This window comes from Streptomyces sp. Q2, assembly GCF_056820935.1.
This window is the reverse complement of sequence record NZ_JBXEJE010000037.1, coordinates 36,624-59,645: the sequence shown is the minus strand read 5'-3', so window position 1 is coordinate 59,645 and position 23,022 is coordinate 36,624. Positions and strand designations below refer to the sequence as shown.

Genomic DNA, 23,022 nt, shown 5'->3' with positions numbered 1-23,022 from the left:
ACGCCGTGCCCCGAGCGGGGTTACGCGGCGACCGCCTCGGGCACCTCCGCCACCACCGCACGCGCCTTGTAGGCCCGGTAGGCCACGCCGGTCACCACGGTGACGGTGAGGAACAGCACGGTGAACCACTGGAAGTACCAGTGCCCGCCCGCCGGGTCGTACACCGCTGCCCGCGGCCAGGCGAGGTTGACGGTCATGAACAGGCCGTACAGGAGCGCGAGGACGTTGACGGGAACGCCCCAGCGGCCGAGGGAGAAGAGGCGGGCGCCGGCCTCGTCGGTGCCGTCGGCGTCGTCGGCGCCGAACTCGCCGCGCAGTCGGCGGACCAGGAGCGGTCCGGTGACCATCGCGTACGCCAGGTACAGCATCACGATGCAGGTGGTGCCGATGGCCAGGAAGGCGTCCGGGGAGGCGAAGTTGAGCAGCAGCAGGGCCGCCGCCAGGACGCCGACCATCAGGGCCGGGGCGCTCGGCATGCCGGTGCGCGGGTTGACCTTGGCGAGACGGCGGGAGAAGGGGAGCTGGCCGTCCCGGGCCATGGAGAACAGCATGCGGCAGGCGGCCGTCTGGATGGCCAGGGTGGCCACGGCGATCGCCACCACCACGTCGGCCAGCAGGACGCGGCCGACGCCGTCGCCCAGGCTGCTGGTGAGGACGTAGCTCAGGCCGTCGACGGCCAGACGTCCGTCGGTGAGGCTGGGGGCGGCGAGCAGGCCGCCGAGGACGATCAGGGTGGCGAGCAGGCCCGCCGCGCCGAGCGCGACGAGGATGGTGCGGGGCGCGGTGCGCCGGGGGTGGTGCGTCTCCTCGCTCATCTCGCCCGCGCTGTCGAAGCCGATCATCACGTACGCCGCCGCGAACGAGCCCACCAGCAGGGCCCCGAGCAGGCCGGACTGGGCGGCGCCCTCGGTGTGGAAGGTGATGCCGGGGGTGCGTTCGGAGTGGGTCAGCAGCAGGACGACGATCAGGACCGCGCCGATGATCTCGGCGGTGACCCCGACGCGGTTGATCACGGACATCACGCGGTTGTCCAGGATGTTCACCAGCGTGGTCAGGGCCAGCAGGATCACGCCGAGGACGGCCGCGTTGGCCGCGCCGTCCGCCGAGGTGATCGCCGCGTCGGTGCCGATCAGCTGGAAGCCGGACCAGATCGCGGGCAGCACCAGCTGCAGCGCCAGTGCCGCGGCCGCGACCACCACGATCTGTCCGATCACCATGATCCAGCCGGCGAACCAGCCGAACGTGAGGTTCGAAAGACGCGACGACCACTGGTAGATGGCGCCGGAGATCGGATAGCGGGCGGCCAGTTCGGCGAAGCAGGCGGCCACCATCAGCTGCCCGACCAGTACCGCCGGCCAGGTCCAGAAGAAGACGGGGCCGCCGAACGCGTACCCGAAGGCGAAGAACTGGAAGACGGTCGTCAGGACGGAGATGAAGGAGAACCCGGCCGCGAAGGACGCGTACCTGCCCAGGCTGCGGTGCAGTTCCTGGCGGTAGCCGAACTCGGTGAGGGAGCGGTCGTCGGGGGAGTGCGGTGGATCGGGGCGTACCTCGGAGGGGGTGGTGGTGGTCACGGCGGCACCTGCCTTCGGGCGCAGGGAGCGGAATTCCTGTCGGGTGACAGAAATTAGGTAGGCCCTGTTTCGCCCGCGTGACGCCGCCGTATCTGTAGCGGGCCCAAGTCCTCACTCTCCAGTCGTGCCCGCTGAATCGCGATATGTCGCGTCTCGCGCGTGGGTGCCTGGGTGCCTGGGTGCGTGGGTTTCCGGGTGCCGTGCCCGTCCGCGGGATGCGGCCCCGCGGGGCAACGCTATGGCGGCCCGTGCCCCAGCCGGGGCCGCCTGTGAAGTCGACGGGTCACGCGGCGGGCGCCGACCCCTCCTGCTCCGCCTCGATGCGCGCGTTCCAGTCCCGCTTGGAGGCCTGCCAGCCGTCCTCGTTGTGGCCGAGCCGCCAGTAGCCGGAGATCGACAGGTCCTCGCGGGCGACCGCGCGCTCGACCCGCAGAAGATGGCGCAGCTGCTTCACGAAGTGCGCCTCGCCGTGCACGAACGCGTGCACGCGGCCCTCCGGGAACTCCAGCGCCCGTACCGCCTCGGTCAGCGCGTCGCCGATACGGCCCTCGCCGCGGTGCAGCCAGACGACCTCCACATCGGAGTCGATCTTCTGCTCCTCCTCCGGACCGGAGACCTCGATGAAGGCGTGGGCGCGGGCGCCGGCGGGCAGCGCCTCCAGGGAACGGGCGATCGCGGGCAAAGCGCTCTCGTCGCCGACGAGCAGGTGCCAGTCGGCGGTCGGGTCGGGGGCGTAGGCGCCGCCGGGGCCCATGAACCACACGGTTTCACCCGGCTGGGCGCGCAGGGCCCACGGTCCGGCCAGGCCCTCGTCGCCGTGGATCACGAAGTCCAGCGTCAGTTCGCGGTGTTGGGGGTCCCAGGCGCGGACCGTGTAGGTCCGGGTCACGGGCCACTGCTCGCGCGGGAACTCCTCGCGGATCCGCTGCATGTCGAAGGGCTCGGGGTAGGTCGCGCCATCCGCCGGGAACAGCAGCTTCACGTAGTGGTCGGTGCAGGTGTCCGGGGAGAAGTCGGCCAGGCCCTCGCCGCCGAGCACGACGCGCTGCATGTGCGGGGTCAGCCGTTCGGTCCGGACGACCTGTGCGAAGTGGGGCTTCCGCGGCTGTCGTCCCGGTCGTTCTGCCATGGCGGCCTCCCAGATCCCTTTGCTTAGGCTTACCTAAGTTAGCACTTCCCCCCAGTGAACACCCCCCACATGAGAGGTTGGTAAGCAAACACCTCTTCAAGAAGACCTCGACCCCCGGAGCACCGCCTACGCGACAAGCGTCGCGAGCAGCCGCTGCAATGATCCACCCAGCCCCCAGTGGGCCGCCAGCTCCTTCAACGCCACGGCATCGCGCGGCACCCGCGGCAGAGCCGTGTCGACATCCGGCAGCGGAACGTCGTCCGCGACCTTGACGACCTTCGGCGCCACCGCCAGATACGGCCGCGACTCGTCCAGACGCCTGCGCTGCGTCGGCGTGAGCTTCGCCTTCGGGTCGTCGACCGCGGCGATGATCCCGGCCAGGTCGCCGAACTCGGCGAGCAGCTTGGCCGCGGTCTTCTCGCCGATGCCGGGCACCCCCGGCAGGCCGTCGCTCGGGTCGCCGCGCAGCAGCGCAAGATCTGCGTACCCCCTGCCGTCGACCCCATACTTCTCCCGCAGCCACGCCTCGTCCGTCAGCTGCAGCGTGCCGACGCCCTTGAGCGGGTACAGCACGCGCACCCCGCGCCCGTCGTCCACCAGCTGGTACAGGTCGCGGTCGCCGGTGACGATGTCGACCGGGCCCTCGGCCCGCGCGGTGAACGTGCCGATCACGTCGTCCGCCTCGTACTCCGCCACGCCCACGCGGGCGATGCCCAGCGCGTCGAGGACGGCCTCGATGACCGGCACCTGCGGTGAGAGCGTGTCCGGCACCTCCTCCTCGTCGGGGCCCGCCACGTGCTCCTCGGCGACGCGGTGTGCCTTGTAGGAGGGGATCAGCTCGACCCGCCAGTGGGGGCGCCAGTCGGCGTCCATGCAGGCCACCAGGTGATCGGGGCGGTGGTCCTTGACCAGGCGGTCGATGAATTCCAGGAGCCCGCGCACGGCGTTCACCGGCGTGCCGTCCGGGGCCCTCACGGAATCCGGCACGCCGAAGTAGGCGCGGAAGTAGAGCGAGGCGGTGTCGAGGAGCATCAGTCGTCCGGTCACGCCACGCATCATGCCGTACGCCACGGACAGAGACGTGTCGGCGACGCAGCGCTTACCGCGCGTAAACGTCCTGTGAACTGGACCACCTGTGCGTTTGACCGGTACCGACCAGGGCAGGTGCGGCTTCCGGAGCGATGCCGGTTGCGCATTCAACTGTCTGTGGCCCTTCGCCTCCGCGTTCCTGGCCGTCGAGACAAGAGGTACGCGTGTCATCCAGACTTGAGGCCGAAGCGTTGTACAAGGTGTTCGGCAGACGACCGAACGAGGCAGTCGAACGGCTCCGACAGGGCGCCGACCGGGAGGAACTGCGTGCCGACGGCACCACGGCGGCGGTGATCGACGCCTCCTTCACCGTGGAGCCGGGCCAGATCTTCGTGGTCATGGGCCTGTCCGGATCCGGCAAGTCCACGCTGCTGCGCATGCTCAACGGCCTCCTGGAGCCGACCGCGGGAAGTGTCCGCTTCGACGGCGACGACCTGACCGCGCTCTCCGACCGCGACCTGCGCGCGGTCCGCGCGAAGAAGATCAGCATGGTCTTCCAGCACTTCGCGCTCTTCCCGCACCGCAGCGTCCTGGAGAACGCGGCCTACGGCCTGGCCGTCCAGGGCGTGCCCCGCCGCGAGCGTGAGGCGCGTGCCGCCGAGGCGCTGGGCATGTGCGGCCTGGCCGGCTGGGAGAAGTCCTGGCCCGACGAGCTGTCCGGCGGCATGCAGCAGCGTGTGGGCCTGGCCCGCGCCCTCGCCACCAACGCCGACCTGCTGCTCATGGACGAGTCCTTCAGCGCGCTCGACCCGCTGATCCGCCGGGACATGCAGGACCAGCTCCTCCAGCTCCAGCAGACCCTGAAGAAGACGATCGTCTTCATCACCCACGACCTCAACGAGGCCATGCGCCTGGGCGACCGCATCGCCGTCATGCGCGACGGCCGCATCGTGCAGAACGGCACGGCCGAGGACATCCTCATCCGCCCGGAGAACGACTACGTGGCCTCCTTCATCCAGGACGTCGACCGCTCCCGCGTCCTGACCGCGTCCGCCGTGATGGACACGGACGTCCGCGGCGACGAGGGCCGGTGCGGATGTGAGACCGCGACGCCCGACACCCCGTTCACCGAGCTGTGCGCGATCAGCGCCCGCCTGTCCCACCCCGTCACGGTTCTCGACGCGCACGGCACACCCGTCGGCGTCGTACCGAGACAGCGGCTCGTCGGGTTCCTCGGCGACGAGCAGGGCGCCCCCGTGGCCTGCGACTCCCCCCGGGACAAGGGCGGGGACAAGGTGGTGTCCCGTGCCTAGGATTCCGCTCGGCGACTGGGTCAACGACGCCGTCGACTGGCTGCTCGGCCACATGGCCTGGCTCTTCGACTTCCTGAAGACCGTCTTCACCGGCACCTACGACGGCATCAACGCCGTCCTCCAGGCGCCCGAACCCCTGATCCTCGCGGGCATCTTCGCCGTGCTCGCGTTCTGGCTGCGCGGCACGCTGGCCGGTGTCCTCACCTTCGCGGGATTCGCCTTCATCGACTCCCTCGAACTGTGGGACAACGCGATGGTGACCCTGTCGCTCGTCCTCGTCGCCACCCTCATCGCGCTGGTGATATCCGTTCCGGTGGGCATCTGGGCGGCGCGCTCCGACCGGGTCAGCGGACTGGTCCGGCCGGTGCTGGACTTCATGCAGACGCTGCCCGCGATGATCTACCTCATCCCGGCGATCCTGTTCTTCGGCACGGGCGCCTCCGCGGGCATCGTCGCGACCCTGATCTTCGCGCTCGCCCCCGGCGTGCGCATGACGGAGCTGGGCATCCGCCAGGTCGACAAGGAACTGGTCGAGGCCGCCCAGGCGTTCGGCACCACCCCGCGCGACACACTGCTGCGCGTCCAGCTGCCGCTCGCGCTGCCCACCGTCATGGCCGGCGTGAACCAGGTCATCATGCTGGGCCTGTCCATGGCCGCGATCGCCGGCATGGTCGGCACCGGGGGCCTCGGCGGCGACGTCAACCAGGCCATCGGCCAGCTCAACATCGGCCTCGGCTCCGAGGCCGGCGTCGCCATCGTGATCCTCGCGATCTACCTCGACCGCATGACCAGCGCCCTGGGCGTGCACGTCTCCCCGCTGGGCCGCCGCGCCGCCGCCAGGGCGCGCGCCGCGCAGGGCGTGAAGGTCTGGTCGTACCGGCCGCGCCCGCAGATCGCCGTGGTCGGCATCGTCGTCCTCGCCCTCGTGGCGGGCGGCATGGGCGTCTTCGGCGGCGGTACGGGCGGCTCCACGGCCGTCGCCGACGGCAAGGACGTCGGCCAGGGCAAGAAGATCACCATCGGGTACATCCCCTGGGACGAGGGCGTCGCCTCCACCTACCTGTGGAAGGAGATCCTCGAGGAGCGCGGCTACCAGGTCGACACCAAGCAGTTCGACGCCGGCCCGCTCTACACCTCGCTCGCCCAGGGCAGCGTCGACTTCCAGACCGACGCCTGGCTGCCGACCACCCACGAGCAGTACTGGAAGAAGTACGGCGGCAAGCTCGACGACCTCGGTGCCTGGTACGGCCAGACCTCCCTGGAGCTGAGCGTGCCCTCCTACATGAAGGGCATCGACTCGCTGGAGGACCTCAAGGGCAAGGCCGCCACCTTCGGCGGGAAGATCACCGGCATCGAGTCCAGCGCCGGCATGATGTCCCTGCTCAAGAGCAAGGTCCTCAAGGAGTACGGCCTCGACAAGGAGTACAAGGTCGTCGACAGCTCCACGCCGGCGATGCTGGCCGAGCTCAAGCGGGCCTACAGCAAGAAGGATCCGATCGTCGTCACGCTCTGGTCGCCGCACTGGGCGTACAGCGACTACGACCTGAAGAAGCTCAAGGACCCCAAGGGCGCCTGGGGCAAGGGCGACGGCGTGCACACGGTCGCCCGCAAGGGCTTCGCGGACGACAACCCGGTCGTCGGTGAGTGGCTGAAGAACTTCACGATGGACGAGAAGCAGCTCACCGGTCTCGAAGCCGAGATCAACAAGGCGGGCGAGGGCAAGCAGCAGGACGCCGTCCGCGCCTGGCTGAAGAAGAACCCCGGCGTCGTGGACAAGCTGGCCCCGGTCGCGGGCGGCGCCGGCTCGACCCCGGCCGAGGCCAAGAACCCCATCGACGTGGCCTGGTTCCCCTGGGACGAGGACATCGCCGTCACCTACCTGTGGAAGAACGTCCTGGAGCGGCGCGGCTACAAGCTGAACCTGAAGCAGATGGACGTCGGCCCGGTCTACACGGGCCTCGCCTCCGGTGACCTCGACGTCAATTTCGACGCCTGGCTGCCGTACGCGCAGAAGAACTACTGGGACCAGAGCAAGGACAGACTCGCGGACCTGGGCACCTGGTACGAGCCGACCTCGCTGGAGGTCGCGGTGCCCTCGTACGTCAAGGGCATCACGTCCTACGAGGACCTCAAGGGCAAGGCCGGCCTCTTCGACGGGAAGATCATCGGCATCGAGCCGGGCACCGGCGAGATGAACCTGCTCAAGACGAAGGTGCTGCCCGGCTACGGCCTCGACAAGGAGTACCAGGTCGTCGACGGCTCCACGCCCGCGATGCTGGCCGAGCTCAAGCGCGCCTACGCCAAGAAGGAGCCCGTCGCGGTCGTCCTGTGGTCGCCGCACTGGGCGTACAGCCAGTACGACCTCACCAAGCTCAAGGACGACAAGAAGTTCTTCGGCGAGGGCAACACGATCCGCACCATCTCCAACGAGAAGTTCCCCGGGCAGTACCCCCAGCTCACGAAGTGGATCAAGAACTTCACGATGAGCGAGGGCGAACTCGGCAGCCTGGAAGCCGAGATCAACAAGCACGGCCAGGGCCAGGAGGAGGAAGCGGTCGCCGCGTGGCTGAAGGAGCACCCGGACATGGTCGGCCGGATGACCCCGCCGTAGCCGCCGCACCGAAGCCGCCCGAGGGGCGGGCCTCCCCACGCGTCCTGACAGCGTGTGGTGAGGCCCGCCCCTCGGGTCATGTCCGGAACTCCTTGCCCACGGGCGGGATCCGGCCAATCACACAGAGCTACCCACCTCTGGCCCCGACCGCTGTCCGGCCTGCCGGTCGCACTCTTCGTCGCGCGGGAGACGACCGGTCCCGGTGAGCGCGGGGAGCCGATCCACTGGCGCGATCTGTGAGGTCCTGTGACGTACGGTGTGGCGTCGATGTGGCGGCCGCATGAAACGGTTTGCCGAACATGCGTAGGGTGCAGAGAAGTCATCAGAAGCACTGAGTCCGAGCCGTGGCGCAGGGGATGCGGACCGACGAGCCGAGGAGGGAGCCGAAGCGATGGGCGACCACAAAGAACAGCCCCTTCGGGTGGGCGCGGCCGTACGGCGTCGGCGCCGGGCGCTGGAGCTCACCCTCGCCGTCGTGGCCGAGCGCAGCGGGCTGTCGGTCCCGTTCCTGAGCCAGATCGAGAACGAACGCGCGCGGCCCAGCCGCGGCTCCCTCGAAAAGGTCGCCGACGCCCTGCGCACCACCGCCGTCGAACTGCTCGCCGCCGCCGACCCGGCGTGCAGCGTGGATGTCGTGCGCGTCGAGGAAACCGAGGCTCTGCCGCTCGAACCCCGGGTGCGTTCCCTGGTGCGCGGTCATCACCAGATGCACGCCTCGGAGTTCACCGGCGACCACGACGCGGGCCGTGAGTTCCAGTACCGCAACGACCAGTTGATGTACGTCGCCGACGGCGGCGTCGAGATCGAGGCCGAGGGCCGCGCCTACCGCCTCGGCCGCGGCGACACCCTGTACCTGACCGGTGGTGTCCGGCACCGCTGGCGGGCGACGGTGGCCGACACCCGCGTGGTCGTCGTCGCCGTGGCCGAGCACATCGAGGCGGTCCGCGACCGGCCGCGCCGGTGAGGGTCGTCTCGCTCGTCCCGTCCCTCACGGAGGCCGTGGCCGGGACCGGCACCCTGGTCGGCGCCACCGACTGGTGCACGCACCCGGCAGACCTCGACGTGGTCCGCGTCGGCGGCACCAAGAACCCGAAGGTCGACCGGATCCTCGCCCTCGCCCCCGATCTGGTGATCGCCAACGAGGAGGAGAACCGCGCCCCCGACCTGGCCGCCCTGCGCGAGGCGGGTGTCGAGGTGCTGGTGACCGAGGTGCGGGACGTGCCGCAGGCGTTGCGGGAACTGGAGCGCGTGCTGCGCGCCTGCGGGGCGGGGACCTGCCCGCGCTGGCTGGACGAGGCCGAGGAGGCCTGGTCGGCGCCACGGCCGCCCGAGCACCGCAGGACAGCGGTCGTCCCGATCTGGCGCCGGCCGTGGATGGTCCTGGGCCGGGACACCTTCGCGGGCGACGTCCTGGCCCGCCTGGGCGTCGACCACCTGTACACGGGACACGCGGAGCGTTATCCCCGCATCCCTGTCGAGGACCTGAGGGCCGCCGCCCCGGACGTCGTCGTCCTGCCCGACGAGCCCTACCGCTTCACCGCCGACGACGGCCCCGAGGCCTTCCCCGGCCTGCCGTGCGCGCTGGTCAGCGGGCGGCACCTGACCTGGTACGGACCGTCGCTGGCCGAGGCGCCGAGGGTGCTAGGCGAGGCGCTGCGAGCAGCGACCCGCTGAGCAGACCGCGCGCGGTGTGCACGGCGGCGGTGGCCCAGGCGGCGACGAGGACGCCGTAGAGGCCGACGGCGAGCCAGTCGTAGGCGGGCAGCCCCGTGTGCCGGGCCAGGGCCTCCGCACCCGTGACGCAGGTGCCCACCGGGAAGGTGAACGCCCACCAGGTCATCGCGAAGCCCATGCCCCGCCGCCGTGCGCGCAGGACGTGCGCGGCGGCGAGCCCGAACCACAGCAGGGCGAAGCCCATGACGGGAACGCCGTAGAGGACCGCGAAGACGCCGAAGCCCGCGCTGTACGGAGCCGGTACGACGCCCGGCGCCACGTTCGCGAAGTTGCCGGCGGCGGTCGTGGACTGGCCGAGCGGGCCGAGCACCAGGAACAGGGTCGGGGTGAGGGCCAGAGGCAGGGGCCCGCCGGTGATCACGCGGGCGACGATCATCGGCAGCATCGCCAAGGTCGCGAGCAGGCTCAGTCCGAACAGCGCGCAGCAGGCGAACAGCAGCATCTCGCGCGGCCGGCCGGGCGGCAGGTGCGGCACGAGGAGCGGTCCGAGCGCGGCCGACACCATGGGCGCGACGACGGGCAGCAGCCACACGGGCGTCGCCTGTCCCGACTCCACGCGATGGCGTACGGCCATCAGGTACGGCACGGCGACGGCGGCCGCCAGCCCCACGGCCGTTCCGGCGGTGAACAGCACGGCGTCGACGGCGACCGCCGCCTCGGTGCCGATCCAGTCCCGGCCGACGGTGAGCGTGCCGCCGCCGACGGCGAGCAGGGCCATGGCGAGGCAGCCGTAGAAGGGAGCCGTGGCCGGGTCGAGGAGGTGGGCGCGGGCCTGGTCGCGGTGGTGCCTCCAGTGCAGGGCCCGGGCGCCGAGCAGGGCCAGGAGCAGCGTCAGGGAGAGGGCCCAGACGGCGGTGCAGGCGGTGCGCAGGCCGGGGACCTGGAGGGGCAGGCCGGCTCCGGCGGTGGCGACGATGGCGGTGCCCATGACGCAGGCGTACCAGTTCGGCCCGAGGTGGCGGACGGCGAGGGCGCGCGGGGGGTGTGCGGTGGCACGGGGGAGGGGCCGGGCGGCGGTGAGCATGTGTCCACCGTCTCGCCGGTGATGGGCCGCTACCAGGGAGTATGTCTCTATGAGGACATAAGCTGTCTTTATGAGCGGCGATGTGGAACAGGAGAACTCCCGGTACGAGGTGGGCGGCTCGCTCTCGCACCGGGTGCCGGAACTCGGGGCGCTGGAACTGCTGTTGGCGGTGGCGCGGCTCGGAAGTCTCGGCCAGGCGGCGCGCGAGCTGGGCATCACCCAGCCGGCGGCCAGCAGCCGGCTCCGCTCGATGGAACGCCAGCTGGGAGTGGCGCTGGTGGACCGTTCGCCGCGCGGCTCCCGGCTCACCGACACCGGGGCGCTCGTCACGGACTGGGCCCGGCGGATCGTGGAGGCGGCCGAGGCGTTCGACGCGGGGGCGCAGGCGCTGCGGGACCGGCGGGACTCCCGGCTGCGGGTGGCGGCGAGCATGACCATCGCCGAGTACCTGCTGCCGGGCTGGCTGCTCGCCCTGCGCGCCCAGCGGCCGGACACCGCGGTGTCGCTGCTCGCGGGCAACTCGGCGGCGGTCGCGGAGCGGTTGCTGTCGGACGAGGCGGACCTGGGCTTCGTCGAGGGGCTGAGTGTTCCCACCGGCCTGGACTCCGTGGTCATCGCCCACGACCGGCTGATCGTGGTGACGGCGCCGGGTCATCCGTGGGCCCGCCGTCGCCGTGCCCTGGAGGCGTCGGAGCTGGCGGTGACGCCGCTGATCCTGCGCGAGAAGGGATCCGGCACGCGCCAGGTCCTCGACAGGGCCCTGGGCGGCCTGGCGCGTCCGCTGATCGAGCTGTCGTCCACCACGGCGGTGAAGGCGGCCGCGGTGAGCGGGGCGGGCCCGGCGGTGCTCAGCGAGCTGGCCGTGCGGGAGGAGCTGGGGATGCGGCGGTTGGTGAGCGTGCCGGTGGCGGACGTCTCGCTGGCCCGGGATCTGAGGGCGGTGTGGCCCACGGGGCACCGGCCGGTGGGACCGGCGAGGGAGCTGCTGTCGCTGACGCGCGGATGAGCGGGCGCCGGTCGGGGGCTCGCGCTACGAGGAGGCCGCCTCGACCAGCGCTCGCATGACCCGCACGTCCTCGCCCATCTCCGGATGCCACTGCACGCCCACCACCCAGGGGGAGCCCGGCAGTTCGACCGCCTCCACCGTCCCGTCCGCCGCGTACGCCGAGGCGATCAGGCCCGTGCCCAGGCGGTCGACCGACTGGTGGTGGAAGGTGGGCACCGACGTCTCCTCCGGGGCGATGTCGCCGTACGCCGTGCCGGGCACCGGCTTCACGGAGTGCCGGCCGAAGACCCCGGGCCGCACCGCGTGCCCGTCGATGTGCTGGACGAGGGTGCCGCCCAGGGCGACGTTCAGCAGCTGCATGCCCCGGCAGATCCCCAGCAGCGGGATCCGTGCGGCCAGGGCCGCGTCGATCAGGGCGAGTTCCCAGGCGTCCCGGGCGCGGGCGGGCGGTCCGGTGCGGGGGTCGGCCCGCGCGCCGTAACGGACCGGTTCGACGTCCGGGCCGCCCGCGATCACCAGGCCGTCGAGGCGGGCGACGGCCGCTCCGGCGTGCTCCGGGGCGTCCGGCGGGAGCATCGCGGCCAGCCCGCCCGCGCGCTGCACCAGGCGCGGGTAGCCGGCGGGCAGCAGCGCGGCCTCCAGCTCCCACACGCCCCAGCGCGCCCCGGCCTCCAGGTACGTACTGACTCCGATCAGCGGCCTGCCCGGCATGTGTCCCTCCGACCCGTCAATGGACTTCCGTCAAACCTTTTCCGCACGGCCAGTCTCCTCCTCACGCCAGGAATCCCCGCAACAGCGCCGCCGTCCCCGCGCAGTGCTCCCGCATCATCTCCCGCGCCCCGTCCGCGTCCCCGTCGAGGACCGCCTCGACCAGCGCGGTGTGCTGGCGCTGGGAGTGCTCCAGGTTGCGCACCAGCAGCGGGATGCAGTCGAGAAGGTCGTTCACCGAGGCGCGTACCGCCGCGTACCGCGCGGTCAGCGTCGGCGAACCGCACAGCTCGGCGAGTGTGAGGTGGAGCAGCGTGTCCAGGCGCCGGTACTCGGACAGGGGCGCGTCCTGCGTGGCGGCCAGCGCCTGCCGCAGTCGCCCGGCCTGCTCCGCCGACAGCCCGTGCGTCGCGCACAGCCCCGCGGCGCCCACCTCCAGAACCTCCCGGAAGCGGAGCACGTCCTCGATGTCGACCTCGGCGATGCGGCGCCGCAGCTCGTCCTCGCCGCCCGCGTCGGTACGCGGCAGGACGAACGTTCCGCCGTAGCGGCCGCGCCGCGACTCCACCAGCCCCTGGTCCTGGAGCACCTTCAGCACCTCGCGCAGGGTGACCCGGCTGATCCCGAGCCGCTCCGCCAGCTCCCGCTCCGCGGGCAGCCGCTCCCCGCCCTTCACCAGGCCTAGCCGTACGACCTGGAGGATCTGCTCCAACGCCTCCTCGAAGCCGTTGCCCGCCCGCACCGGCCGCAGTACCGGTGTGAGCCGGTCGTCCGGGCCGCCGCCGTCCGCCGCCATGTGGCCGTGCCCCCTTCCCAAGCAATGGTTCTCCGCAATACCTTATGGCTTCCGGCTGATCGAAGAAGCCGAAGGAGGCTTTCCCGTGGCAGACCGCACACCCCCGCTGAGCGTCGAGGAACTGCACACCCTCGTCGCCGGCGGTGAGATCGACACTGTCGTCCTGGCCTTTCCCGACATGCAAGGGCGGCTCCAGGGCAAGCGGTTCGCCGCCCGTTTCTTCCTGGACGAGGTCCTCCACCACGGCACCGAGGGCTGCAACTACCTCCTCGCCGTCGACACCGACATGAACACCGTCGACGGGTTCGCCATGTCCTCCTGGGACCGCGGCTACGGCGACTTCGCCATGCACCCCGACCTGTCCACACTCCGCCGCGTCCCCTGGAACGCCGGTACGGCGATGCTGGTCGCCGACCTCGCCTGGACCGACGGCTCCCCGGTGGTCGCCGCCCCCCGCCAGATCCTGCGCCGCCAGCTGGAGCGGCTCGCCGAGCACGGCTTCACCGCCCAGGTGGGCACCGAGCTGGAGTTCATCGTCTTCAAGGACACCTACGAGCAGGCGTGGGACGCGAACTACCGCGGGCTCACCCCGGCCAACCAGTACAACATCGACTACTCGGTGCTCGGCACCGGCCGCATCGAGCCGCTGCTGCGGCGCATCCGCAACGAGATGGCCGCCGCCGGACTCACCGTCGAGTCCGCCAAGGGCGAGTGCAACCCCGGCCAGCACGAGATCGCCTTCCGCTACGACGACGCCCTGGTCACCTGCGACCAGCACGCCGTCTACAAGACCGGCGCCAAGGAGATCGCCTCCCAGGAAGGCGTCTCGATCACCTTCATGGCCAAGTACAACGAGCGCGAGGGCAACTCCTGCCACATCCACCTCTCGCTCGCGGACGCGGCCGGAAACAACGCCATGGCGGGCTCCCCGCAGGACGAGGGCGGCATGTCGGAGGTCATGCGCCACTTCCTCGCCGGACAGCTGGCCGCCCTGCGCGACTTCTCGCTCCTCTACGCCCCCAACATCAACTCCTACAAGCGGTTCCAGCCGGGCTCCTTCGCCCCGACGGCCGTCGCCTGGGGCTACGACAACCGCACCTGCTCGCTGCGCGTGGTCGGCCACGGCCGCTCCATGCGCTTCGAGAACCGGCTGCCCGGCGGCGACGTCAACCCGTACCTCGCGGTGGCCGGACTCGTCGCGGCCGGCCTCCACGGCATCGAGCAGAAACTGGAGCTCCCCGAGGCGTGCTCGGGCAACGCCTACACCGCCGGGTTCGAGCATGTGCCGACCACCCTGCGGGAAGCCGCCGACCTCTGGGAGAACAGCCCGATCGCCAAGGCCGCCTTCGGTGACGAGGTCGTCGCGCACTACCGCAACATGGCCCGCGTCGAACTGGAGGCTTTCGACGCCGCGGTGACCGACTGGGAGCTGCGCCGCTCCTTCGAACGCTTGTGAGAGGTTTTCCCGTGTCCTACGAGCACGAGCTCCAGGTACTCAACCCGGCGACCGAGGAGGTCGTCGCCACCGTCCCGGCCGCCACCGCCGCCGACGTGGACGCGGCCGTCGTACGCGCCACCGGGGCACAGGCCCGGTGGGCCGCCCTCGCGCCCGGTGACCGGGCCCGGCTGCTGCGCCGGTTCGCCGTCGCCGTCGACGAGCACCTGGAAGAGCTGGCGCGGCTGGAGGTCCGGGAGGCCGGACACACCGTCGGCAACGCCCGCTGGGAGGCGGGCAACGTCCGCGACCTGCTCGACTACGCGGCCGGGGGAGTGGAGCGGCTGACCGGACGCCAGATCCCGGTCCCAGGCGGCCTCGACGTCACGATCCTCGAACCGCTCGGTGTCGTCGGCGTCATCGCCCCCTGGAACTTCCCGATGCCGATCGCCGCCTGGGGCACCGCCCCGGCACTCGCCGCCGGCAACGCGGTGATCCTCAAGCCCGCCGAGACGACCCCGCTCACCGCCCTGCGGCTCGCCGAACTCGCCCTGGAAGCGGGTCTGCCCGAGGGCCTGTTCCAGGTGCTGCCCGGCCACGGCCCCGTCGCGGGCACCGCGCTCGTCGAGCATCCCGGAGTGGCGAAGATCGTCTTCACCGGGTCGACGGCCGTCGGCAAGCAGGTGCTGGCCAAGGGTTCGGCCCTGCTCAAGCGCGTCACCCTCGAACTCGGCGGCAAGAGCCCCAACATCGTCTTCGCCGACGCCGACCTCGAAGCCGCCGCGGCAGCGGCTCCCATGTCCTTCCTCGACAACTCCGGCCAGGACTGCTGCGCCCGCACCCGCATCCTCGTCCAGCGCGGCGCGTACGACCGCTTCCTGGACCTGCTGGCCCCGGGGATCGAGTCGGTGCGCGTCGGCGACCCGGCAGACGAGCAGACCCAGATGGGCCCGCTCATCTCCAACGTCCAACTGCAGCGCGTCCGTTCGTACGTCGACGCCGACGCGCCCGGCATCCGGGGCAAGGCCCCCGAAGGCCCCGGGTTCTGGTTCCCGCCCACCGTCCTCACCGGCGTCGACCCGCACGCGCGCGTGGCCGTCGAGGAGGTCTTCGGCCCGGTCGCGGTCGTCCTGCCCTTCGAGGACGAGGCGGAGGCCGTGGCGCTGGCCAACGCCACCGACTACGGCCTGTCCGGCTCCATCTGGACCCGGGACGTCGGCCGCGCCCTGCGCGTCTCCCAGGCGGTCCGCGCGGGCAACCTGTCCGTCAACTCCCACTCCAGCGTCCGCTACTGGACGCCCTTCGGCGGCTACAAGCAGTCCGGCATCGGCCGCGAACTCGGCCCGGACGCCCTGACCGCCTTCACCGAAACCAAGAACGTCTTCATCAGTACGGAGGGCCCCGCACAGTGACCGCATCGACTGACGACATCATCTGCCGCCGCCTCGTCGGCCGTACCGCCGTCATCACCGGGGCCGGCAGCGGCATCGGCCTCGCCACCGCGCGCCGGCTCGCCTCCGAGGGCGCCCACGTCGTCCTCGGCGACGTCGACGAGACACGCGGCAAGGCGGCCGCCGAGGAGATCGGCGGGACGTTCGTGAAGGTCGACGTCACCGACCCCGAGCAGGTCGAGGCACTGTTCAAGGCGGCGTACGACACCTACGGCAGCGTCGACATCGCCTTCAACAACGCCGGCATCTCCCCGCCCGACGACGACTCCATCCTGGAGACCGGCCTGGAGGCCTGGAAGCGCGTCCAGGAGGTCAACCTGACCTCCGTCTACCTGTGCTGCAAGGCCGCGATCCCCTACATGCGGCGCCAGGGCAAGGGCTCCATCATCAACACGGCGTCCTTCGTGGCCCGGATGGGAGCGGCGACCTCACAGATCTCGTACACCGCGTCCAAGGGTGGCGTCCTGGCCATGTCCCGTGAACTGGGCGTGCAGTTCGCCCGGGAGGGCATCCGGGTCAACGCCCTGTGCCCGGGCCCGGTCAACACCCCCCTGCTCCAGGAGCTGTTCGCCAAGGACCCCGAGCGGGCCGCCCGCCGCCTGGTGCACATCCCGGTCGGCCGGTTCGCCGAGGCCGAGGAGATCGCCGCCGCCGTCGCCTTCCTGGCCAGCGACGACTCCTCCTTCGTCAACGCCTCCGACTTCCTGGTGGACGGCGGAATCTCGGGGGCATACGTCACACCCCTGTAGCCCGCGCCCTACAGTGCCGGAATGAGCATGACGCCCCCGCCCGGCTGGTACCCCGACCCGTCGGCGCCCCATCTGGAGCGCTGGTGGGACGGGACCGTCTGGACCGCACACCTGCGCGCATCCGAGGCCCCCGGGCCCCCGCAGCCGGCCGACCGGGTGTCCGGGCGGGCCAGGGCCGTCGCCGTCACCACCGCTGCCGTCGTCCTCGTCGCCGCGATCGTCACGGGCGTGGCGGTACTGCGCGAAGACGACGACGCCGGCGTCCCGGCCGCCGAGAGCCTGCCGACGGCCGTCACGTCCACGGCCCCCGCCGACCCGCCCACGCCGACCGTCCCGGAGCCGACCGGCGCCGCCCCGGACGTCGTGGTCGACGAACTCAACGGCATCACCCTGCCGTTGCCCGACGGCTGGACCCCGCCGAAGAACGTCGCCGAGGACGACGTCGTCATGACCACCGACGACGGGACGTACGACTGCCCGGCCGGCGTCGGCGTCTGCCGCCACGGCCTCGTCCTGACGCGCACGGTCACCGAGAACGACGAGAAGTCCCCCGAGACCCTCGCCGAGCAGGACATCCCCGAGGCCGCCGACTCGGCGTACGACCGCGACTCCCTCGACCGCCGCCTCCACGGCGGCATCGAGTCGCACGAAACCGTAGGGTCCGGGCCGGTCGCGGTGGCGGGCCGCGCCGGGTACTTCGTGCGCTGGCGGGTCAAGACCGCCCAGGGGCCCGGCGGTTACGTGCAGTCGCTGGCCTTCCGGTCCAGCGTCGGCAGCGAGGCCCCGGTGATCGTGCGGTTCGTCTTCGACGCGGGTCCGGACGGGCCGCCGCTCGCCGACATGGACCGGATCACCAAGGGGATCCGGCCGGTCGGCGACGCGGCCACGGGCGGCGGCGTGGGCAGCAGCATCGGTCCCGAGGACTGAGCTGGCCGCCTGGGCCGAGAGGACTGAGCCGAGGGACGGGCCGAGGGACTGAGCCGGGGAAGGGACCTTCGAGAGGTCCTAGAGGAAGGTGTGTCCTTCCCCGCGGTACGTCGGGACCGTCGCCGTCACCGCGTCCCCCTCGATCAGCTGCAGCACGTCGAACCGCTCGCACAGCTCACCGGCCTTGGCGTGGCGGAACCACACCTTGTCGCCGAGCAGGAGATCGTCGGCCGGGGAGCCGAGCAGCGGCGTCTGCACCTCGCCGGGCCCCTCCTGCGGGTCGTACTTCAGCCCTTCCGGCAGATACGGCACCGGCAGCCGGTCGGGCCCGGCCGCGCCGGAGGCGGGATAGCCGCCGCCCAGGACGGTCACGACCCCGACCCCGGGCCGCCTTACTACGGGCTGGGCGAACAGTGCCGCCGGACGACCGCTGAAGGACGTGTAGTTGTCGAACAGCCGCGGCACGTACAGTCCCGAACCGGCACCGATCTCGGTGACCGCGTCCTCCGCGGCGGTGTGCTGCACACTGCCCGTGCCGCCGCCGTTGACGAACTCCAGGTCCGGCACGACCGCCCGCACCGCGCGCACCACCTCGCCGCGCCGCTCGGCGAGCTCCCGGCGGGCGGTGGCCTGCATCAGCCGTACGGCCCGTGAGCGCAACGGCCGCCCGGCCACGGCGTCGCCGACACCCGCGATGTGGCCTTCGTACGCCATGATCCCGACGACCTTGAACCCCGGCCGCCGGGCCACGGCACGGGCCATGTCGGCGACCTGGGCGGCAGAGTGCAGCGGGGAGCGCAGGGCACCGACCCGCACCCGGCCCCCGAACAGCTTCAGCGAGGTGTCCAACTCCAGGCAGACGCGCACGACTTCGCGCCCGCCGCCGCGCGCCTCGTCGATGAACCTGAGCTGTGCCGGGTCGTCGACCATGACGGTCACGGCCGCGGCGAGCTTGGGATCGGCGGCCAGCTCGGCGAAGCCGGCGCGGTCGGCGGAGGGATAGGCGAGCAGGACGTCGTCGAACCCGGAGCGGGCGAGCCACAGGGACTCGGCAAGGGTGAAGGACATGATCCCCGCGAAGCCGTCCTTGGCCAGGACGCGTTCCAGCAGGGCCCGGCAGCGTACGGACTTGCTGGCGACCCGGACCGGCTTGCCGCCGGCGCGGCGGACGAGATCGTCCGCGTTGGCGTCGAAGGCGTCCAGGTCCACGATCGCCACAGGGGCGTCGAGATGGGCGGTGGCCCGGTCGTAGCGGGTCCGGTCAGCGGCGGGCGCAGTCATGGACGCAGCCTGCCAGACAGGATTACCGCAGGGTAGGGGGACGTTCCGGGCAGATGCCCCGGCCTCGTGGACTGGTTCCCGTTCGCCCAGGAACAACCCGTAGAGTGACGCGCACGCACGGAGGACGTCCCGCCCCCGGTCGCAGGCCCGCGCCGGGATGCCGGTCCCCCCGTGCGGGTATGCGTGCCCGGACGGCCAAGTCCGCCCCGGGCGGGCCACGACGACAACGGCCCGCGTACGAGGAGACGGCCCGGGCACGAGGAAACGGGGGGTGGCCCGCATGAGCACAGAAGCACGCCGCCCCGCGGTCCCCCCGCCCCCGGCCCAACCCCCGGCGACGGGGGACGCGGAGCCCGAGCGCCCGACGACGCCCTCCGCGGGCGGCGCACGCACGAACGCTCCGACCCCGGCAGAGCACGACACATGGGACGGCTTCCTCAGCCCGCGCCGCCCGAGTGCTTCGGCTGGGGGTGACGGGTCTGGTGTGCGTGGGTCGGCTGCTTCGGCCGGGGGTGACGGTTTTGGTGTGCGTCGCCCGGGTGCTTCGGCTGGGGGTGACGGGTCTGGTGTGCGTGGGTCGGCTGCTTCGGCCGGGGGTGACGGTTTTGGTGGGCGTCGCCCGGGTGCTTCGGCTGGGGGTGACGGGTCTGGGGAGCGTGGGTCGGCAGCTTCGGCCGGGGGTGACGGTTTTGGTGGGCGTCGCCCGGGTGCTTCGGCTGGGGGTGACGGGTCTGGTGTGCGTGGGTCGGCTGCTTCGGCCGGGGGTGACGGTTTTGGTGCGCGTCGCCCGGGTGCTTCGGCTGCGGGTGACGGGTCCGGGGCTCGTGGTTGGGCCGCGTCGGCGGGGCGTGACAGTTCTGATGCGCGTGGCCGGGCGGTTTCGGCGGAGGGCGAGGGGACCGGTATGCGTGACTCGGCCGCTTCGGCGCGCGGTGACGGTTCCGGTAGGCGCGGCTCCGCCGTTTCGGCGGGCGGTGACGGTTCCGGGGCGGTGACCTCGCCCCGGCGGGGCACTGAGGCGGACGAAGCCCGTAGGACCTCCGAGGACCCGGACATCCGGCTGCGCTTCCCGAATCTGCGTGCCCCGTCTCCCCGTGGCGCCGCCCTCACGTCCCCGCCCCCGCCACAGGCATCCGCGCGCTTCCCCGACACTCCGCCGACAGCCGCGCCGAGCGCGAAGCCGACTCCCGCGAACGCCGGGACGTCCACGTCCGGCTTCGTGCCGCCCAGGCCGAGCGCTCGGCCCTTCGAACAGGACTTCGTGCCGCCTCGCCCCGGGGCCGGGACCTCCACACCGGGCTCCGTGCCGCCCAGGCCGGGGACCGCGAGCCCCGCGCCAGGTTCGGTGCCGGCTCCCCCCAGCCCCGCAGCCCCGGCGTCGGGCTCCGTGCCGCCCCGACCCAGTCATCGCCCCCCGATACCGCCCCGCCGTCCCGGAGCGCCCGTCGAGACCGCGTCGGAGAGGACCTTCCGGATGCGTCCGATTCCCGCGGAGCTGCCCCCCGAGGTGGACACCCGCCGCGCCGCGACGCCCGCCGAGCCCGTACGTCGTCCCGACTTCCCCCCGCTCCCCGCGCACGAGGCCCCGGTCCCGGGCCGCACCAACTCCCCGCGCACCTCCTCGGCGTCCGACGGCCAGGGAAGCGGCCCGCGGGCGTCTTCGCCGGGCGGCGGCCCCGGAAGCAGCCCGCGCACGTCGCCTTCGCCCGCCGGCAACGGCTCGCGCACGTCCCCCTCGGCCACCGGCCCCGAAAGTGACAGGCGTGCCTCATCACCGGCCGCCGGCCCCGGCCCACGCACGTCGCCCTCGCCCACCGTCAGCGGCCCGCGCACGTCCCCTTCGGCCACCGCCCCCGGAAGCGGCTCCCGTACCCCTGCGGCCACCGGCCCCGGCAGCAGCTCCGGTACCCCTTCGGCCACCGCCCCCGGAAGCGGCTCCCGTACCCCTGCGGCCACTGGTCCCGGAAGCAGCTCCCGTCCCCCTATGGTCCCCGTCCAACCCCCGACCCGCTCGCTGCCCCCCGAGGCCCCCACCGTCCCCGGCAGCCGCTCCCGCATCCCCGCACCGCCCACCAGCCCCCCGAACGTGCCCGGCACTCCCTCGGCGCCCGCCACCCCGCCCTCCGGCACTCCCGCTCTTTCCCCGGACCCCGCCCTCTCCTGGAGCGCTCCCATGGCGCCCGGTGGGACGCCCGGGGCGGGGCGGCCCGTGATCTCGTTCGCGGAGCCGGAGGGGTACGACGACAGGGCGCGACCGCGGTCGCTCGGGATGCTCGCGATGCGGGGACGGCCCCGGATCGCCATGGTGGCCGCCTGTGTCGTGCTCGGTCTGGGGCTCATCGGCGGTGCCGCGACGGGGAGTTGGCTCATCGGGGAGCCGGGGAAGGCCGGGCCGGGCGACACCTTCGCCACGGCCCGCGGGCTGTGGCACAGCATCCCGGTCGACCAGCTGTTCCCGCCGACCGTCGAGGGCCAGGGCGCCGGCCCCGGCGGCGCCGACCGCAGTTGGACGCGCATCGCCGTCGCTCCCGACAGCGGCTGCCAGGACGCCTTCGACCCGCTGCTGCGCAAGGCCCTCACCCCCGTCGGCTGCGGACGCCTCCTGCGCGCCACCTACACCGACGCCACCCGGAGCTACGTCACCACTGTCGGCCTCCTCTTCACCAAGGCCGACGCCGCCGCCATGACCGCCCTCAGCGAACAGTTCAAGAACGAGGGTCTCGGCAGCCGCACCGACCTCATGCCCCGGCCGTACGCCGCCAAGAACACCGTCGCCGCCGACTTCGGCACCGAGCAGCGCGCCTCCTGGACCGTCTCCGTCCTCACCGACGCCCCCGTCGTCGTCTACGCCGTCTCCGGCTGGGCGGACGGCCGTACGGTCGACACCCCGCTGCCCGCCGCCGAGGCCATGGAGTCCGGCGCCACCACCGCCCCCGCCCAGGCCGGCCTCGGCAACGAGGCCCAGGGTCTCGCCGACCGCGTCGAACGCGGGCTGCGCAAGACCGTCAGCTCGCCCTCGGAGAAGCCCTCATGAGCCGCACGAGTCCCGTGAGCCGCACGACCCGCCGAGCCGGCCTCCTGAGCGTCCTGCTCGCCGCCTCGGTCGCGCTCGTCCCGCCCACCGTCGCGCACGCCGACGGCATACGCGCCAAGCAGTGGGCCCTGGACGCGATGCACACCCAGCAGGCGTGGCGCACCACCAAGGGCGCGGGCGTCACCGTCGCCGTCCTGGACACCGGCGTCGAGGCCGACCACCCCGACCTGAACGGCAACGTCCTCACCGGCAAGGACATGATCGGCTTCGGCGCGAAGGAGGGCGACCGCGCCTGGGCCCGCCACGGCACGGCGATGGCGGGCATCATCGCGGGCCACGGACACGGCGCGGGCAACGGCGACGGCGTCCTCGGCATCGCCCCCGAGGCCAAGATCCTCCCCGTCCGCGTGATCCTCGAGGACGGCGACCCGGCCCGCGCCAAGGCCCGCAGCACCCGCGGCAACGCCCTCGCCGAAGGCATCCGCTGGGCCGCCGACCACGGCGCCGACGTCATCAACCTCTCCCTGGGCGACGACTCCGCCTCCGCCCACCCCGAACCCGCCGAGGACGAGGCCGTCCAGTACGCGCTGAGGAAGGGCGCCGTCGTCGTCGCCTCGGCCGGCAACGGCGGTGAGAAGGGTGACCACATCTCCTACCCGGCCGCCTATCCGGGGGTGATCGCCGCGACCGCCGTCGACCGCTTCGGCACCCGCGCCTCCTTCTCCACGCGCCGCTGGTACGCCACGGTCAGCGCCCCCGGCGTCGACGTCGTCATCGCCGACCCCGACCACAAGTACTACGAGGGCTGGGGCACGAGCGCCGCCTCCGCCTTCGTCTCCGGCGCGGTCGCCCTCATCAGGGCCGCCCACCCCGACCTGACCCCGGCACAGGTCAAGAAACTCCTGGAGGACACGGCCCGCAACGCCCCGGCCGACGGCCGCGATGACTCCAGAGGCTTCGGCTTCATCGACCCCGCGGCCGCCCTCACCGAAGCAGGCCGCCTCAAGCCGGAGGGCCTCCAGGCCGCCGCCTACGGCGACAAGTACTTCGGCTCCGGCCCCGACGCGGCCGAGTCCGGCAACGACACCGCCGACTGGGCGGCCCCCCTCGCGGGCGGCCTCGGCGGGCTGCTCCTGGTCGCGGCGGTGGTGCTGTGGCGCGGCCGCCGCGAGCGGCAGGAAGACTCCTGACGGACTGACGGCCCACGACGGCGTACGGCGG

18 protein-coding genes are annotated in these 23,022 nt (G+C 72.4%); 11 read left to right on the top strand and 7 right to left on the bottom strand.

Features of this window, described 5'->3' with window-relative positions; all coding sequences use genetic code 11:
• Positions 1-20: 20 nt before the first annotated feature.
• From ACWBNA_RS34785 to ACWBNA_RS34775, 3 genes are all read right to left on the bottom strand, one after another.
• On the bottom strand, positions 21-1,574 hold the full coding sequence (locus ACWBNA_RS34785) for an amino acid permease (protein ID WP_482708496.1): 1,554 nt from the start codon (positions 1,572-1,574) through the stop codon (positions 21-23).
• Between the two features lie 283 nt (positions 1,575-1,857).
• On the bottom strand, positions 1,858-2,703 hold the full coding sequence (locus tag ACWBNA_RS34780) for a siderophore-interacting protein (RefSeq protein ID WP_482708495.1): 846 nt from the start codon (positions 2,701-2,703) through the stop codon (positions 1,858-1,860).
• A gap of 126 nt (positions 2,704-2,829) precedes the next feature.
• A complete protein-coding gene (locus ACWBNA_RS34775; protein WP_482708529.1) occupies positions 2,830-3,735 on the bottom strand; it encodes a 5'-3' exonuclease in 906 nt (301 codons plus the stop codon).
• A 221-nt stretch (positions 3,736-3,956) separates the two neighbouring features.
• Between ACWBNA_RS34775 and ACWBNA_RS34770 the strand changes: the two genes are divergently transcribed.
• The 4 genes from ACWBNA_RS34770 to ACWBNA_RS34755 all read left to right on the top strand — a co-directional run bounded on the left by ACWBNA_RS34770 (position 3,957) and on the right by ACWBNA_RS34755 (position 9,330).
• Positions 3,957-5,045, top strand: a complete 1,089-nt coding sequence (locus ACWBNA_RS34770; RefSeq protein ID WP_482708494.1) for a quaternary amine ABC transporter ATP-binding protein — start codon at positions 3,957-3,959, stop codon at positions 5,043-5,045.
• Entirely contained in the window at positions 5,038-7,656 is a 2,619-nt protein-coding gene (locus ACWBNA_RS34765; protein WP_482708493.1) for an ABC transporter permease/substrate binding protein, read from the top strand. The genes ACWBNA_RS34770 and ACWBNA_RS34765 overlap by 8 nt, the downstream gene beginning before the upstream one ends.
• Before the next feature lie 391 nt (positions 7,657-8,047).
• Positions 8,048-8,620, top strand: coding sequence for a helix-turn-helix domain-containing protein (locus ACWBNA_RS34760; RefSeq protein ID WP_482708492.1), 573 nt, complete (start codon positions 8,048-8,050; stop codon positions 8,618-8,620).
• Complete coding sequence (locus ACWBNA_RS34755; protein WP_482708491.1) at positions 8,617-9,330, top strand: helical backbone metal receptor; 714 nt, start codon at positions 8,617-8,619, stop codon at positions 9,328-9,330. The genes ACWBNA_RS34760 and ACWBNA_RS34755 overlap by 4 nt, the downstream gene beginning before the upstream one ends.
• On the opposite strand, the gene ACWBNA_RS34750 is transcribed toward ACWBNA_RS34755, so the two are convergent.
• Positions 9,242-10,414 carry a TDT family transporter gene (locus tag ACWBNA_RS34750; protein WP_482708490.1) on the bottom strand — a complete coding sequence of 391 codons (1,173 nt, stop codon included), beginning with the start codon at positions 10,412-10,414 and terminating at the stop codon, positions 9,242-9,244. The genes ACWBNA_RS34755 and ACWBNA_RS34750 overlap by 89 nt on opposite strands.
• A gap of 70 nt (positions 10,415-10,484) precedes the next feature.
• Between ACWBNA_RS34750 and ACWBNA_RS34745 the strand changes: the two genes are divergently transcribed.
• Positions 10,485-11,420 carry a LysR family transcriptional regulator gene (locus tag ACWBNA_RS34745; RefSeq protein WP_482708489.1) on the top strand — a complete coding sequence of 312 codons (936 nt, stop codon included), beginning with the start codon at positions 10,485-10,487 and terminating at the stop codon, positions 11,418-11,420.
• 24 nt (positions 11,421-11,444) lie between these two features.
• Here ACWBNA_RS34745 and ACWBNA_RS34740 read toward each other — a convergent pair whose 3' ends face one another.
• Together ACWBNA_RS34740 and ACWBNA_RS34735 are read right to left on the bottom strand one after the other, a co-directional pair.
• On the bottom strand, positions 11,445-12,131 hold the full coding sequence (locus ACWBNA_RS34740; RefSeq protein WP_482708488.1) for a gamma-glutamyl-gamma-aminobutyrate hydrolase family protein: 687 nt from the start codon (positions 12,129-12,131) through the stop codon (positions 11,445-11,447).
• A 61-nt stretch (positions 12,132-12,192) separates the two neighbouring features.
• On the bottom strand, positions 12,193-12,924 hold the full coding sequence (locus ACWBNA_RS34735) for a FadR/GntR family transcriptional regulator (RefSeq protein WP_482708487.1): 732 nt from the start codon (positions 12,922-12,924) through the stop codon (positions 12,193-12,195).
• Positions 12,925-13,009: 85 nt separating this feature from the next.
• Here ACWBNA_RS34735 and ACWBNA_RS34730 point away from each other — a divergent pair, with 85 nt between their 5' ends.
• Genes ACWBNA_RS34730 through ACWBNA_RS34715 form a run of 4 tightly spaced genes read left to right on the top strand, consistent with a single transcriptional unit; the run spans position 13,010 to position 17,486 of the window.
• Positions 13,010-14,380 (top strand): glutamine synthetase family protein, encoded by a 1,371-nt coding sequence (locus tag ACWBNA_RS34730; RefSeq protein WP_482708486.1) that lies wholly within the window; start codon positions 13,010-13,012, stop codon positions 14,378-14,380.
• A gap of 11 nt (positions 14,381-14,391) precedes the next feature.
• Entirely contained in the window at positions 14,392-15,771 is a 1,380-nt protein-coding gene (locus tag ACWBNA_RS34725; RefSeq protein ID WP_482708485.1) for an aldehyde dehydrogenase family protein, read from the top strand.
• Positions 15,768-16,559, top strand: a complete 792-nt coding sequence (locus tag ACWBNA_RS34720; RefSeq protein ID WP_482708484.1) for a 3-oxoacyl-ACP reductase — start codon at positions 15,768-15,770, stop codon at positions 16,557-16,559. Before ACWBNA_RS34725 ends, ACWBNA_RS34720 begins: the two co-directional genes overlap by 4 nt.
• 27 nt (positions 16,560-16,586) lie before the next feature.
• The gene (locus ACWBNA_RS34715) at positions 16,587-17,486 is read left to right on the top strand and encodes a DUF2510 domain-containing protein (RefSeq protein ID WP_482708528.1); all 900 of its coding nucleotides are present in this window, start codon (positions 16,587-16,589) and stop codon (positions 17,484-17,486) included.
• 78 nt (positions 17,487-17,564) lie between these two features.
• Here ACWBNA_RS34715 and ACWBNA_RS34710 read toward each other — a convergent pair whose 3' ends face one another.
• On the bottom strand, positions 17,565-18,767 hold the full coding sequence (locus ACWBNA_RS34710) for an amino acid deaminase/aldolase (protein ID WP_482708483.1): 1,203 nt from the start codon (positions 18,765-18,767) through the stop codon (positions 17,565-17,567).
• A 1,984-nt stretch (positions 18,768-20,751) separates the two neighbouring features.
• On the opposite strand from ACWBNA_RS34710, the gene ACWBNA_RS34705 reads away from it, so the two are divergent.
• Together ACWBNA_RS34705 and mycP are read left to right on the top strand one after the other, a co-directional pair.
• Positions 20,752-21,801: a hypothetical protein gene (locus tag ACWBNA_RS34705; RefSeq protein ID WP_482708482.1), complete on the top strand. Its 1,050-nt coding sequence runs from the start codon at positions 20,752-20,754 to the stop codon at positions 21,799-21,801.
• The gene (mycP, locus tag ACWBNA_RS34700; protein WP_482708481.1) at positions 21,798-22,991 is read left to right on the top strand and encodes a type VII secretion-associated serine protease mycosin; all 1,194 of its coding nucleotides are present in this window, start codon (positions 21,798-21,800) and stop codon (positions 22,989-22,991) included. The genes ACWBNA_RS34705 and mycP overlap by 4 nt, the downstream gene beginning before the upstream one ends.
• The last annotated feature ends 31 nt before the right edge of the window (positions 22,992-23,022 follow it).

Coding starts and splice junctions, on each gene's coding strand:
- ACWBNA_RS34780 (WP_482708495.1), bottom strand. CDS start 2,703: ATGGCAGAACGACCGGGACGACAGCCGCGGAAGCCCCACTTCGCACAG.
- ACWBNA_RS34775 (WP_482708529.1), bottom strand. CDS start 3,735: ATGCTCCTCGACACCGCCTCGCTCTACTTCCGCGCCTACTTCGGCGTG.
- ACWBNA_RS34760 (WP_482708492.1), top strand. CDS start 8,048: ATGGGCGACCACAAAGAACAGCCCCTTCGGGTGGGCGCGGCCGTACGG.
- ACWBNA_RS34750 (WP_482708490.1), bottom strand. CDS start 10,414: ATGCTCACCGCCGCCCGGCCCCTCCCCCGTGCCACCGCACACCCCCCG.
- ACWBNA_RS34745 (WP_482708489.1), top strand. CDS start 10,485: ATGAGCGGCGATGTGGAACAGGAGAACTCCCGGTACGAGGTGGGCGGC.
- ACWBNA_RS34740 (WP_482708488.1), bottom strand. CDS start 12,131: ATGCCGGGCAGGCCGCTGATCGGAGTCAGTACGTACCTGGAGGCCGGG.
- ACWBNA_RS34735 (WP_482708487.1), bottom strand. CDS start 12,924: ATGGCGGCGGACGGCGGCGGCCCGGACGACCGGCTCACACCGGTACTG.
- ACWBNA_RS34715 (WP_482708528.1), top strand. CDS start 16,587: ATGACGCCCCCGCCCGGCTGGTACCCCGACCCGTCGGCGCCCCATCTG.
- ACWBNA_RS34710 (WP_482708483.1), bottom strand. CDS start 18,767: ATGACTGCGCCCGCCGCTGACCGGACCCGCTACGACCGGGCCACCGCC.
- ACWBNA_RS34705 (WP_482708482.1), top strand. CDS start 20,752: ATGGTCCCCGTCCAACCCCCGACCCGCTCGCTGCCCCCCGAGGCCCCC.
- mycP (WP_482708481.1), top strand. CDS start 21,798: ATGAGCCGCACGAGTCCCGTGAGCCGCACGACCCGCCGAGCCGGCCTC.